Origin of the sequence: Tolypothrix bouteillei VB521301, from assembly GCF_000760695.4 — a bacterium.
In the GTDB taxonomy this organism is placed as follows: domain Bacteria; phylum Cyanobacteriota; class Cyanobacteriia; order Cyanobacteriales; family Nostocaceae; genus Scytonema; species Scytonema bouteillei_A.
Genome location: NZ_JHEG04000001.1, coordinates 5,561,582 through 5,575,714, shown reverse-complemented (window position 1 = coordinate 5,575,714; position 14,133 = coordinate 5,561,582). Strand labels below are relative to the sequence as shown.

Sequence of the window (14,133 nt, the reverse complement as noted above, 5' to 3'; positions counted from 1 at the left end):
AGTGACTGACGATCGGTAACCTCTACTTCTAAGTATAGGGATTAACTGGTCATCGGTCACTGGTCACTGGTCACCGATCGCTGTCAGTAATGTTGTCGAAATTGAAAAAAAAGCTGCAACTAACCCCAAATTTAGACTTAGAGACAAAGAGCGAGCTTTCATTAGTCTTCCTATTAGGATCTATCTTCTTTGTTCTCTGTTTATTATTTACCCTGCATCGTTACTACAGTTTTTATGCTTCCTTCGACCAAGGTATCTTTAACCAAGTTTTTTGGAATAACCTTCACGGTCGCTTCTTTCAAAGTTCTCTTTCTTCGAGTCTTTCAACAAACGTCGTTCACTCTGGAGAAGTTGCGTCAGTCTACTACCACAGATTGGGTCAACACTTTACCCCAGCGTTATTACTTTGGCTACCAATCTACGCTCTGTTTCCTTCGCCCGCTACTTTGACGGTGTTGCAGGTAACGCTCATAACTGCTGCGGGTTTAGTCTTATACGTCTTAGCACGACAATACATCGAACCACCCATAGCGGTGATGATTACTGCTAGCTATTACGCTGCTAATGCCGTGATTGGTCCTACCTTAAGCAACTTTCACGACATAAGCCAGATTCCATTGTTTTTCTTTGGGCTGTTTTTAGCCATGGAAAAGCGCTGGTGGAAGCTTTTTTGGGTACTTGCTATTTTCATTTTAGCAGTACGGGAGGACTCAGGCGTCGGTTTATTTGGTGTCGGGGTTTACATGATTCTTAGCAAGCGCTTTCCCCGTGCTGGGCTTGCTGTCTGTACCCTAAGTTTTGGTTATATGCTGGTTCTTACCAATGCAATTATGCCTCTGTTTTCTGAGGATATTTCCCGGCGTTTTATGCTGGAAAGGTTCGGGCAATATGCAGATGGGGATAAAGCGTCTACCTTGGATATTATTTGGGGAATGATTCGCAATCCCTGGCGGTTAATTGTAGAATTTGTAACTCCAGTAGATAAAACTATTAAATATTTACTCGGTCAATGGTTGCCTTTGGCATTTGTGCCAGCTGTTGCTCCCGCTTCCTGGACTATAGCAGGTTTCCCCTTGCTCAAACTTTTTTTGGGTAAAGGAGAATCCGTATTGGCAATTACGATCCGTTATGCTTTAACTGTCGTTCCAGGATTATTTTACGGGTCAATTCTCTGGTGGTCACAGCACCGTCAATCGTTTAAACCATCATTTCGCCGTTTTTGGGTGGGTTGTATCTGTCTTTCCCTAGTGTTAAGCGTGACATCCAATCCCAATAAAACTTTTTATTTTGTGATTCCTGACTCGATCAAACCTTGGGTGTATGTATCTTTGCCCCAACAATGGCATCATGTTTCTGAGTTCCGTCCTCTGTTATCAGCAATTCCATCTAATGCTAGTGTATCTGCAACGACTTTCCTAGTTCCTCATCTTTCAAGTCGTCGCGAAATTCTGCGTTTGCCTGCTTTGCAAGTGCGTAACGATGCACGGGAGGTGATAAAAGTAGATTATGCCATTGCAGACCTTTGGCAGTTGCAACAGTATCAACCAGCATTTAAGGGCGAGCGCGGTTTACTGCGAGAACTTGTGACGCTGATTGACCAAATAAGTGGCGATGGGGAATATGGCATTATCGGTTTTAGGGATGGAGTTATTTTACTTAAGAAAGCGACTGCGTCAGACGCACAAGCAACAGCAGCTTGGTCATCTTTCCGCCAACAACTTCAACCGATCTTGCAGCAATCTACCTAATATTTTCATGTAACTTCCACTACTTTTTCCTGGAATATGCTACAACAACAGAAAAATTATTGTATATCGCAGCAGTAGCCAAGTTTGTATTTTGGGGTCAATGTAAAAAGTTAGAAATTTGTAATAGGTAGGGTGTAGGAGATGAAAATACTAGTGCTGAGTTGGGAGTTTCCGCCTCGTATAGTTGGGGGAATTTCTCGTCATGTATCAGAGTTATACCCGGAACTAGTAATGTTAGGACATGAAATCCACTTAATTACACCGGAATTTGGCAATGCTCCGTTGTATGAGGTGGTGGAAGGAGTTCGAGTACATCGCATACCGATTGCACCCAGTTATGACTTTTTTCATTGGGTTGTTAATTTAAATCAGAGCATGGGTCATCACGGTGGAAAACTCTTGCTTGAGGAGGGACCCTTCGATCTCATCCATGCTCATGATTGGCTTGTTGGAGATGCAGCGATCGCTCTCAAACACAACTTTAAAATACCCCTAATCGCTACGATCCACGCTACCGAATACGGTCGATATAACGGTATTTACACGGCTACCCAAAGTTATATAAGTAACAAAGAAGAACTGTTAGCCTACGACGCTTGGCGAGTCATTGTTTGTACCGACTATATGCGGCGAGAGGTAGAACGGGCGCTACACTGTCCTTGGAATAAAATTGACGTTATTTATAATGGGATTCGACCGGAAAAGAAAAAGCTCCACCAAGATTTTCCCGCTCTAGATTTTCGCCGTCAATTTGCTGAAGACAGCGAAAAAATTGTTTACTACGTAGGTCGCATGACCTACGAAAAAGGTGTCTCCGTGCTTCTCAATGCTGCGCCTAAAGTACTTTGGGAAATGGGAGGATATGTTAAGTTTGTGATTATTGGTGGTGGTAACACAGACAATCTGAAAAAGCAAGCTTGGGATACAGGGATTTGGCATAAATGCTATTTCACCGGCTTTATTTCCGATGACTACTTAGATAAGTTTCAAGCAGTTGCTGATTGTGCTGTTTTTCCCAGTCTCTACGAACCCTTTGGAATTGTTGCTCTAGAAAGTTTTGCCTCTCGCGTTCCAGTTGTCGTTTCCGATACAGGCGGGTTGCCAGAAGTGGTACAACATAGCAAAACAGGGATTGTAACTTATACTAACGATCCAGATTCCTTGGCTTGGGGAATTTTAGAAGTGTTAAAAAATCCGGGCTACCGCCAATGGCTGATTGATAACGCTTATGAAGACTTAGAACGTCGTTTCTGTTGGGCTAAATTAGCAAAACAAACAGAGGATGTTTACAAACGAGTCTTGGAAGAGCGATCGCAAGTACTTTGGTTATAGACTGTTAGCAATGCTTGGTGACTCGAGATTCTGCTGTTCTCACTCCAAAATTGGCTGCATTATTGAATAATGCAGCCGTATGCATTGCTGTAAAGCAATAACTAACAACCAGAAATAGTACTACACAAAAATAATATCAGCGTTATTGATGAGCGTGCTAGCTAACGTCGAACTATGGATTTATGGGCTTAGTGAAACTTACATAGCTGCCTTCTGCCCTCTGCCTCCTGTCTTCTTCAAATAAATTTTATATTAAAGACACGATAATGACAGCAGGCTAGCTGAAAGATTCAGATTTGTTAAGCAATAATTCTCCAGACAGTAAAGTTAAACTTTAATCAATCTTTCAATTTAAAAAAATAGAAAAAAAGAAAACTATCCCCATTTATTCACTTGCTTATTAACTTAAACACGCACGTTCGGAATAGAATGTTCAAAATTTGGGATAATCGAAACAATCTTAGTATTAGTGTGGGAAATGACAAACACAAGTATCAATGAAGTTCCAAAAAACTTTCCTACAGCCAGAGATTGGAAGGAGGAATTAATTGAAAGTTTAAAACTATCCCATCACGTAGAAGACTGGTTACCTTTATCCCCAGATGAGCGCGATCGCGTAGCTAACGCAAAGCATAGCTTTCCCATGATGGTTCCCCAAGGTTATGCAGATCTTATAAATTGGCAAAACCCCAACGATCCCCTGCGTTTGCTGCTGTTACCTTCAGAAGGCGAGCAAGATGAATCTGGCAGCTTTGATACGAGTGGAGAAGAACTGTCCACGATCATACAAGGTTTGCAGCACAAGTACAACCAAACAGCAGTGTTAATTGTAACTCAAGCTTGTGCGGGACATTGCCGCTACTGTTTTCGACGGCGGTTGATGAGCCGTGATGTATTGACAAAAGAGACAATTGAGGATTTGCAAGAAGCGCTGGCTTATATCACCGAACATCCAGAAATAGACAACGTGCTTCTCTCAGGTGGCGACCCCATGATTACCAGCACTCGCCGTCTGGCTAATCTTTTAGGTGCGATCGCACAAATTCCGCACATTTGGCAAATTCGCATCAGTACCAAACTCCCCGCTTTCTTACCCAGTCGCTTTACCACCGATCCAGAATTGTTAGATGTTTTGTATCAATATAAATCTCGATTTCAAATCATCATTCAATGCCATTTTGACCATCCCCGTGAAATCTCCACAACAACAATTTGCGCCTTAGAGAACCTGCAAAAAGCTGGTTGTTTGCTGACTTCTCAAATTGCTTTAATGAAAGGAATTAACGACTCTCCAGAGACTTTAACGGAACTTTTCAAACAACTCCACCGCCATAGCGTCATTCCTCAATATATCTTTCACCCACGTCCCGTCAAGCATGCAACTCACTTTCAACTGCCCATAGTAGAAGGAATGCACTTAATAGAAACAGTTCGCCAACAGTGCAGTGGACCTGTCAAACGCTTTCGCTACATCTTAACTCATGAAAACGGCAAACTAGAACTCGTAGGGATTCTTCCGGGTTCACCCATACAGTTAGTTGCTAAATGGCAACAAGTGCGGCGGGGATTAGAGAACTCTGGAGTGATATTATTACCAATTGACGAGCAAACCTATTGGCTTGAAGAAACAAGACCAGTGAGCAGCGACCAGTGACCAATAACCAATCCCCAATCCCCAAGAAGATAGGATTATTATTTGAGCTTGAAGCTGACATCATGTCAGACTTAACAGCAAAAGAACAAACACACTATCACTGGCGAGAACCAGAAGAAGTGGACGCTGTAGCAGATAGTTTAACAGCTTTAGGTCACAAAGTAGATAAAATTGGCACTTTAAATAATTTGTTAGAAAGATGGCGTTGCAATCAACTCCCAGATTTTATTTGGAACCTTTCCGTCAGAACCCTTTCCCGCAATCGTACTGCTCTAGCACCTGCAATTTTAGAGCAATTGGGTATTCCTTACACTGGCGGTGATGCTACCGCCAAAAGTTTGACATTGAATAAAGACCTACTTAAACCCGTGTTGCAGTGGCGTAGAATTTTGACACCCCCTTGGTATCGATATGAAACAGGAGAAAATATTCAATCTTTACCTCCTTGGTCAAGCTCAATTTTGAAACCCAGTTGTGAAGGTTACTCGTTGGGGTTGCGGAAATTTGATAACCAAGAGGGATTGACTGTACTCCGCCAACAAGTGGAAGAAATAGGTCAGTCATTTGACGCACCAGTACTGTGTGAAGAATTTATTGCAGGTCGTGAGATTACAGTGGGTGTTGTTGGCAATTCTTTACCATTATTATTGGGTGCAGTGGAAACAGTCAACGCCACGGGAGAGCCGTTGAGTGAGCAAGTGTTAGATTTGCAAGCCAAGCGTCAGGGGAAGTTTCAGAAAATTGGAGTCGATATTGCTGATTCAAAACTACAAGGATTGCAAGAGATCGCGTTGGAATTAATGAAGTTTTTGGGACCGCTCGACTATGCAACCTTTGATTTTCGTATGGCATCCGATGGGCGGGCGTATCTATTAGATATTAACGCAGATGCTACTTTGCATCCCCAGCGTTCTTTTGCTCAAATTGCGCGTGCGGCTGGTTTATCTTATCAAGAATTGATAGAGGTGATTTTGAAGGCTTCTTTGACAAGGTGGGCAAAGATCTGACACGGAAATTGCAAAGTACATAAGTTAATTTGATTTGCACCTATTGAGAAGTAACTGGTATTTTGCCAATGTACCAGCGTATTTCCAGAAAATACTTTGTTGAAGAAAAAATGAAACTTATCAAATTGCTACTCGTTAGCATTTCTCTTATATTTTTTGCATGGATGAGCCCAGTACAAGCCAGCCCCTTGGCTCAAGTGCCAACTCCTCCACCTCAAGTTCAAGAAAGTGAGACATCACCGACGGCTTTAATTAGGGAACTCGCACGAGAGTATAAGCCCAGTGGAAACTTAAACTATGACAGGGCAAAAGACCAGATGTTTGGTATTATTGACAACAAAGCGGGTACCGTAACAGATATTTATGGTGGGTTCTCAATTCGTTTGACTGGTGATGGAGACCCCAGCCAGCAAGCTGACAGACTCGGACAGAACACCGAACACGTTTGGCCTCAAAGTAAAGGGGCTGACAAAGGCAATGCTCGAGCTGACCTTCACCATCTGTTGCCCTCTCGAAAAGATATTAATAGCGATCGCGGTAACAAACCTTTCAGCGAAATCGAGGATAGCAGTACTGAGAAATGGTTTCGAGATGATGTGCGTTTGAGTACAATTCCTAGTAGTAAAATTGATGAATTTAGCGAATCGGCATTTTCTCGATTTGAACCGAGAGAAGAAGTAAAAGGAAATATTGCTAGGGCAATGTTTTACTTCAACACTATCTACAGCGATCGCGCTAACGCTGTAGACCCAAACTATTTTAAACAACAGCGTCAAACTCTGTGTCAGTGGAACAAGCAAGACCCGCCCGACACTGCTGAAATCGAGCGCAGCCATGCAATTGCAAAATTCCAAGGCAATGAAAATCCTTTCGTGCTAGATGCTACATTAGCAGAACGAACTTACTGCAATTCTTAGCATTTTGCCTCTGTGTTCTCTGTACTAGGTGTTGGTCAAAAAAATCAATCATTTTGCCATTACATTGCCTGAAAAGATGCATTCAAACTCGAGCGCGAGTAAGAAGCGAGCAACGAACTTTGTTGAATGTCAAGCATCAAAATAGTAGTACGTTCATCTTTATGGTTGAGAATCGCAATCTGACTGACCCAAGCGGGAAACCCAGTATGGAGAAAAGATTGAGGGACTTGCTGGATGCAAGCTTCAGGAATTGTCATCAGGTTTGGGGGAGTACCGACTAAAATACCGTACAGTTCTCCCTCCTTTCCTTGCGTAATGATGAGAAAACGCCCAATTTGACTGCTGTCTTGTTGCTGGCTGTGCATTGGATCGAGACTTTGATGAAGCTTAAGAAGCATCACCGTGAATTGACCCAACTGAGCGAGCTTGGCTTCCTGAAGAGTTTGGCTCAAATCGGGTGGACAAGCAACAACTTTGAAAACACTATCAATTGGTAAAGCCAAGAGATACGTAGAGATTTTAAAGGTAATATACTTTTCTTCCGTAAAAGATTCGCCCATAACAAACTTCCTCCTTTTTAGGAATAAGCTAAATTTGCTCCCTGTCCCTTAAGAACTTGAGCCACTGTAGAAAGCAACTCCTGTTCGGAGTAAGGCTTGGTTAGATAAGCAGTTGCACCGAGTTTCAGTGCTAGCTGACGGTGCTTCAATGCGGTGCGAGAACTCACAATCAGAATTGGAATTTGAGCTATATTTTCATTAGACATCCGGTGAGCGAGAAACTCAAAACCGTTCATATGGGGCATCTCAATGTCGCAGATAATCAAATTGACTCTGCTATGAGTTTTAAAGTGCGCGATCGCTTCATACCCGTCACGAGCCTGCAAAGTGCGATAGCCTGCTTGTTGTAAAGTCAAAATCAGCGCCTGACGCAAAGTCATGGAATCATCAACAATCATCACCGTACATTTGCTATTTTCAAATTTAGGTGACATGGCTGGTTGTGTACGAGATGGCGCAAGGAATCCAGAACGTGCAGTTGAAGATGATTGTCTCCAAAAATCTTGAATGGTTTGCGCTTTCCGGTCGTGGATATGTTGAAGCAACGCCGCACCGTTAATCACCAATGTGAGACGTCCGTCAGCGAGAATTGTGCCACCATAAACATAACTGGGGCTGGGTACTAATTTACTGAAGGGACGAATGACCAATTCCTGCTCCCAAATAATGCGATCGACTTCTAAAGCTAAAAGTTGCTCATCACAGGGAAGAATCAGTAATGGCAAAACAACATTTCCCTCAGGAGATTGAGAATCTGAGGTGATTTCTGTAGGCTGTTGGCTGGAGTAGTCAAGAATTTCTGAAAGCCGATAAATGGGTATGAGTTCACCTTGCTCTGATTGATTTATACCAGAGGTTGTCGCCAAACGTAAAACTCTACCGTGCTCTGAATATTGTACTTGACTGGCTTTGGGTAATAAAATTTGGTCGATTGTATCAGCCGCTAGCGCATAAACTTTTTTACCTGCTTGGCAAACTAAAAGTTTATTGATACTGATGCTAAGGGGAATTTGTAAAGAGAAAGTTGTTCCTTTTTGTGCTTCTGTGTGAACCGCAACTTTACCCTGCATTCCCTGAAGTTGCACCCGGACTACATCAAGCCCTACACCGCGTCCAGAAAGATCGTTAACCTTTTTAGTGGTAGAGAAACCTGGTTCAAAAAGCAGTTCGGTTAATTGAGATTCATTAAGAGTGCTTGCAGTTTCAGCGGTGACTATTCCCCGTTGGATGACTTGTTGGCGGATAGCATCGAAATTAAGCCCTTGACCATCATCCTGTACATCAACAATGAGTTGATTGCCTTGATAATGAGCGCGAATTTCAATCTGACCTTGAACAACTTTGCCATGTTGTTGCCGAATTTCAGCTGGCTCAATCCCATGATCGAAGGCATTGCGAACCAAATGTAAAAGAGGTTCGTAAAGACGTTCCGCGATCGCTTTATCAATCAGCACTTCATTCCCTTTAATTGTTAAGGAAATGGGCTTTTTATGTAAAGTTTGTAGCTGTTGTAAAACTGGATGCAATCGATTTAAAATACTTCCCAATGGAAGCATTCTTGCATCCAACAAAACATCACGAGAGTTGGTGAGAAGTTTTTGCTGTTTTTTCAACAATTGTGTTGTTTTGCGATTGAGTTGCTCTTGAGCGTCTATTTCCTGCTCTAAATAAGACGCTTCTTCTAAAAGAGTTTTGATAAAAACATGAAATTTACTATAAGAATCTAGTTCTAGCGTATCAAAACTATCAGAGTTTTTAGAAATTAAAGCACCATAAATAGAAATCAAAGGATTGCATTGCTGTACTCCATTATGTAGCAGCAAAGGATTTGCCCAATCCTGCAAATCACTTAAGCATTGCTGTAACTGACGCAGACGGCTCAGTAATTTTCGTAAAGAATTTCGCATTTTGCCATCTTGCAGAAATTGATGGTTCTGGTTTGTTAAGAGTTCTGCATTTAAGTAATTCAGTTGTTCAAGATGGTCAACATTAACACGCACAATTTTGGGAAGAGGTATTGTTGTCGCTTCCACTCCTGAAGGGATTGGTGGGGGAGTGGAGGAGTGGGGGAATGGAGGAGTGGGGGAGTGAGGGAGTGAGGGAGTGGGGGAGTGAGGGAGTGAGGGAGTGAGGGAGTAGGGGAGTGGAGGAGTGGGGGACTGGGGGAGTGAGGGAGTGGGGGAGTGAGGGAGTAGAGGAGTAGAGGAGTGAGAGACTGGGGGACTGGGGGAGGATATGGGAGTTTCTTCTGCTTTGACTTCCGCCAACTTTTGTAAAGCGTTACTTGGAGAGCCAGCTGTTGGGTTATTATTGGAAATAATTTGAGAAAATGCTTGTTGGAAATCTTCTATTGCAAGGCGAGCAATTAAGGAAGTTTGTTCTGGACAATTTTTGAGTGCAGCAGTTGTCGCTTGAGCAATAGCTAAAAACCCAGACAGCCCCAGAGCTTCTGCATATCCAATAAATCTCTCGATTTGATTGGAAAGAATAGCAAAAATTTCTTCAGACTGAGCATTTACAATTGCAATTGCAGTCTTTTCTAACTCAGGAATAATATTACCTTGCAAAACTATTTGAATACAATCAAAACTTATATCTGAGAAAGATTCTGCTTCATCTTGTAAAAAATGACCTAACTTTTCATGCAAACGAGAAAGCACAATAGATGACTGCTCCTCTACCATGTGAGTATCAACTATAGAACCGCTAAGTTCTGCCATCAATGGATCGCGCAGGCACTCGTAACCCTCAAAAAACAGCGCCTTCATCTCCGGTTCTATAACTACATTGGGTTGGCAGATGGCTCGAAAAATATCTTCAAGAGTGTGAGCAATGTTTTTAATAGTGTCTAGTTCAAGCGTTGCAGCAATGCTCTTTAAAGTATGTGTTGCTCGCATTAAAATGCGAACTTGTTCGAGATTGCTTTCATCCTGTTGCAAATTCAGTAATGCTTGCTCCATTGTCTTTAGTAGTTCTGGAGCTTCTAGGGAAAAGTGGTGATAAAGTTGAGCCTGATAGTTAGGATCGCAAATCATAAATTTAATGCTAATTGTTAATAGCTAATAGCTAATAGCTAATAGCTAATTGTCAATTGTTAATTGCCAGTTTTTTACTAGCCACATCAGCCATCAGCCATCAGCCATTAGCCATCAGCCATCAGCCATTAGCCATTAGCCATCAGCCATTAGCCATTAGCCATTAGCCATCAGCCATTAGCTATTAGCCATCAGCCATCAGCCATTAGCCATCAGCCATCAGCCATTAGCCATTAGCCATTAGCCATTAGCCATTAGCCATCAGCCATTAGCCATTAGCCATTAGCCATTAGCCACAACCTGTTCGTTTAAAGAAGTGCGGGCTACTTTAAACTGACTCGCACTGCGTTGTAAGTCTTGTGCCATTGCTAGCAGTTCCTTAAAACAAGCAGAGAGTTTAATAGAATCAGCAGAAGTCTTGTTAGCGATCGCAGCTACATCAGTCATGGCTTGGGTAATTGATTGCGACTGTTGGTTCTGTACCTGAGTTGTTTGAGTAATGCGTTCTACCAGTTCACTGATCTGAGTTGTTGCGCCAACAATCGCGTTTAATTGCTGTCTGACTTCTGTGACTAACTTTGTTCCTTCAACAACCTGCTGAATACCTGTATCCATTGCGGCAGCCACTTCAGCAGTACCTGCTTGAATTTCTTGTACCAGTTCCTCAATTTCAGCCGTTGCTTCTGCGGATTGTCCGGCTAGCGAACGAACTTCATCAGCGACTACTGCAAACCCCCGCCCGTGTTCCCCTGCTTTGGTCGCTTCAATCGCAGCATTCAGTGCCAGTATTTGTGTTTGGGTAGTAAAACTACTGATTAAACTGACAACGCGAGAAACTTTTTGACCGGATTCACTTAAACGCCTGATACGTTTGCTTGTTTCTGCCACTGTTTCTCGAATTGCGGTGATACCGTCTACGGTCTTATTCATGGCAGTTTCACCCTCTTTCACAGTTTGATTTGTCTTTTGAACTGCCTCTTCAACTTGTCTGGCGCTAGTTGCAACTGCTTCCGTGGAAGCCACCATTTCTTGAATTTGTGTAGCTGCTTGCGAAAGCGCTTGAAACTGTTGTTGTGCTTGATTGGCAAGCTCAACAATAGATGATTCGCTATTTTGTGAAGTACTTGCCACTGCTTGAGACGCTTGCTGTACTTGCATCACTAACTTTCGCAGGTTTTCTAAAGTGTTGTTGTAAGTATCAGCAATTTTGCCCACTTCATCACCTGCAACCGGAGCGCGAACAGTTAAATCGCCTTGAAGGGCTGGTTGTACCGCAGACAGCAATTGTGCTACTTCCTGTTGCAATGCTTCATTGGCTTGCTTCTCTCTTTGGGCGGCTTCACTCAGTTGTTGAGACTGAATTTCTAGTTGCTCTAAGTATTCTGACTGCTGTAGCACAATACCCAACTGTGTTGCTACCTGGATCAGTAAATTTACCTCACCTTCTTCCCAATGGCGAGGTGCATTATTTTGATAAGTTAACAGCAAACCCCAAAGCTGTTGTTCGCCTTTAAACAGTGGCGCTGCAATGTAAGCTTTTGCCCCCCATTGCTCTAACGTTTCCCTTCCAAAAGTCAGGTCGGCGGATAGATTGATATCGTCGATCGCGCTTGGCTCATTCTTCCGATAGCGACCACCAGAACTTTCTTGCAGAACGGGGTCAACAATGACCGCCATATCCGTTCCAGCTAACTTGAGGTACCCACTACCGACATCTTCAACAATAAATTCTCCACTCCAGTCAGGGTTAAAGTGGTAAATGGCGACGCGATCGACATTCAGGAGTTGACGCAATTCCTGAGTAATGGAACGGAAAAGCGAGTCAGGGTTGAAATTTTTTTGCTGCAAGCGTTCAACAATCCTTTGCCCGATTTTAAAGATAAATTGAACGAAATTAGTTTCCCGCTCTGCGAGTTTAGCAAGACGCTCGGACTGTTGCCGCACCTCTTCCAAGTATTTTACCTGCTTTAAGGCAATCCCGACTTGGATACCAACTTGAATCAAAGAACTCAATTCCCCTTTTTCCCACACCCTTGGTTTGTCGTTTTGATATGCACCAAGTAAGCCCCAGAGTAAATCTCCTGCAAAGACTGGCACAATCATGTATGCTCTAGCTTCCATCTGTTCCAAGAGTTCAACATGGCAAGAAGCGTGTCCTGTCGTATAAATATCATTGACGACAAGGGTATCATTATCTTTATACCGACCACCTTGAGTTTCTTGCAAAAAAGTATCTTCTATGATAGGGATAATTTCTAACAACCGATTCCAACCACTTGCAGTTGATTCCGCGACAAACCGCCCGCTCCAATTTGGATGAAACTGGTACAGTGCGACTCGGCTACAATTAAGCATTTGTCTGGTTTCTTGAGTCGCAATCTTAAAAATTGTTTCAATGCGCTCCCCCGCCAGATTTTCCCTCCCCTGTCCCGAAAGCCGGAAAATTGCTTCTAAATCCATTGTACGAGACAGACGGGTAGTGATACGAGCTAACGCTTGTTCGCGAGCTGCAGATTTTGCAATTTGTCGGGAGGATTCCTCAATTTTCAATTGAGCTTCCATCTGCTGTACGGCCATACTCAGAGGTAAACTCAGCTGCAGCATAAAATTAATTTCCCACTCTTGCCAAATACGAATATTTGAGTTCTGATATGCCGATAGCAATCCCCACAGTCTACCATCGACAAAGAGCGGTACAACTATATACGCACGGCATTGGTATTTCTCCAGCACCTCAAGATAACAAGGGGAATAGCCCATTGCGTAAATGTCATTGACTTGCGTAAATCGTTCTCCACGAGTATATTTACCCCCTTTGGTATCTCTTAAATAAGTATCTGGATTGGATGGTGTGACAGGTGAAAGACTTTTCACGTTGCAATGTGAGTACTCTGTCAATTTTCCTTTTAAGCGATTATCGCGGCTTTGCTCATCTACTATTGATATCCAACCTGCACCGACGGACTCGGCAATAAACTCTCCAGTCCAATCCTCATTGAAGCGATAAACACCTACGCGATCGCACTTCAAAAAGCTACGAATTTCTGCTGTACCGAGGCGTAAGAGATTATCAAGATTCAGTGACTGATTAATTTTCTGGGTAATGCGAGCAACAAGTTGTTCTTGTTCTTTTGCTTGTTCCAGTAATTTCTGAAATTGAGCGGGTTGAAAACAAATCAAAAACTTGTGTGCGAGTTGTTGTAACGTGATAATTTCTGTTTCTTTCCAAATTCGCGGTTCGGAGCATTGCTGTACGGCTAAGACTCCCCAGACTGTACCATTAAGTTGTAGTGGTAAATTTAAGCTGGCTTTGATCTGGAATTGTCCCCAAAGCTTCCGCTGATCTGGGGTCAACTGTGCGGTTTCAATGTTCTCAAAGCTAATAACTGATTGTTGTTCGTAGTCGCTGGTGCGATCGAATCCAAAGATGACTAATGGCATTGAGTCCCGCATTCCTGGTGTAAAGCCTCGTCCGACAGACTCTTTTACGACAAAGCCTTCTTCTGCGCTATCAAATTGGTAAATCACTACCCGATCGGCTGCTAGTATGGAACGTATGGACGTGACTGTAGTTTTGCACAAGTCATCTATATTAGATGCTTGCTCCATTTGTTGAGCGATCGCCATAACTTCCTGTCTTAAATGGCTCAGCGTGTTTTCTGAAATCGGCTCACTCATTTCTGTATATATGGAGTTATTGAAATCGGCTTTGCCTGTAGGAAAAGACGGTTGTTCTTTGTTTTCAATAGTAGTGGAAGGCATAGAAGCTTTCCGCGTTCTGTGATTTGTTCTACCATTGCCATTTTTAATTGAATTTAGTTCGGATGTCATAATTACTGTTCAATATTCAAAGTTGATAAATTCAGAAACTAGAAAAGGA

Annotated in this window: 8 protein-coding genes; 5 read left to right on the top strand and 3 right to left on the bottom strand. The window is 42.8% G+C overall.

Annotated elements, in window-relative coordinates; all coding sequences use genetic code 11:
* Positions 1 to 89 precede the first annotated feature (89 nt).
* The 5 genes from HC643_RS22475 to HC643_RS22455 all read left to right on the top strand — a co-directional run bounded on the left by HC643_RS22475 (position 90) and on the right by HC643_RS22455 (position 6,658).
* Entirely contained in the window at positions 90 to 1,748 is a 1,659-nt protein-coding gene (locus HC643_RS22475; RefSeq protein WP_137986123.1) for a DUF2079 domain-containing protein, read from the top strand.
* Positions 1,749 to 1,889: 141 nt separating this feature from the next.
* The gene (locus HC643_RS22470; RefSeq protein WP_038089498.1) at positions 1,890 to 3,080 is read left to right on the top strand and encodes a glycosyltransferase family 4 protein; all 1,191 of its coding nucleotides are present in this window, start codon (positions 1,890 to 1,892) and stop codon (positions 3,078 to 3,080) included.
* 478 nt (positions 3,081 to 3,558) lie between these two features.
* Positions 3,559 to 4,734 carry a KamA family radical SAM protein gene (locus HC643_RS22465; RefSeq protein ID WP_050045282.1) on the top strand — a complete coding sequence of 392 codons (1,176 nt, stop codon included), beginning with the start codon at positions 3,559 to 3,561 and terminating at the stop codon, positions 4,732 to 4,734.
* Positions 4,731 to 5,741, top strand: coding sequence for a D-alanine--D-alanine ligase family protein (locus HC643_RS22460; RefSeq protein ID WP_237265928.1), 1,011 nt, complete (start codon positions 4,731 to 4,733; stop codon positions 5,739 to 5,741). The genes HC643_RS22465 and HC643_RS22460 overlap by 4 nt, the downstream gene beginning before the upstream one ends.
* Before the next feature lie 110 nt (positions 5,742 to 5,851).
* The gene (locus HC643_RS22455) at positions 5,852 to 6,658 is read left to right on the top strand and encodes an endonuclease I family protein (RefSeq protein ID WP_237265927.1); all 807 of its coding nucleotides are present in this window, start codon (positions 5,852 to 5,854) and stop codon (positions 6,656 to 6,658) included.
* A 59-nt stretch (positions 6,659 to 6,717) separates the two neighbouring features.
* Here the strand turns inward: HC643_RS22455 and HC643_RS22450 are convergent, their stop codons facing one another.
* From HC643_RS22450 to HC643_RS22440, 3 genes are all read right to left on the bottom strand, one after another.
* Positions 6,718 to 7,218 (bottom strand): chemotaxis protein CheW, encoded by a 501-nt coding sequence (locus HC643_RS22450; RefSeq protein ID WP_038089502.1) that lies wholly within the window; start codon positions 7,216 to 7,218, stop codon positions 6,718 to 6,720.
* 17 nt (positions 7,219 to 7,235) lie between these two features.
* Complete coding sequence (locus HC643_RS22445) at positions 7,236 to 10,253, bottom strand: hybrid sensor histidine kinase/response regulator (RefSeq protein WP_050045283.1); 3,018 nt, start codon at positions 10,251 to 10,253, stop codon at positions 7,236 to 7,238.
* 282 nt (positions 10,254 to 10,535) lie between these two features.
* Positions 10,536 to 14,084 carry a GAF domain-containing protein gene (locus HC643_RS22440; protein ID WP_050045284.1) on the bottom strand — a complete coding sequence of 1,183 codons (3,549 nt, stop codon included), beginning with the start codon at positions 14,082 to 14,084 and terminating at the stop codon, positions 10,536 to 10,538.
* Positions 14,085 to 14,133: the final 49 nt, after the last annotated feature.

Coding starts and splice junctions, on each gene's coding strand:
- HC643_RS22455 (WP_237265927.1), top strand. CDS start 5,852: ATGAAACTTATCAAATTGCTACTCGTTAGCATTTCTCTTATATTTTTT.
- HC643_RS22450 (WP_038089502.1), bottom strand. CDS start 7,218: ATGGGCGAATCTTTTACGGAAGAAAAGTATATTACCTTTAAAATCTCT.
- HC643_RS22470 (WP_038089498.1), top strand. CDS start 1,890: ATGAAAATACTAGTGCTGAGTTGGGAGTTTCCGCCTCGTATAGTTGGG.
- HC643_RS22440 (WP_050045284.1), bottom strand. CDS start 14,084: ATGACATCCGAACTAAATTCAATTAAAAATGGCAATGGTAGAACAAAT.
- HC643_RS22465 (WP_050045282.1), top strand. CDS start 3,559: ATGACAAACACAAGTATCAATGAAGTTCCAAAAAACTTTCCTACAGCC.
- HC643_RS22475 (WP_137986123.1), top strand. CDS start 90: ATGTTGTCGAAATTGAAAAAAAAGCTGCAACTAACCCCAAATTTAGAC.
- HC643_RS22445 (WP_050045283.1), bottom strand. CDS start 10,253: ATGATTTGCGATCCTAACTATCAGGCTCAACTTTATCACCACTTTTCC.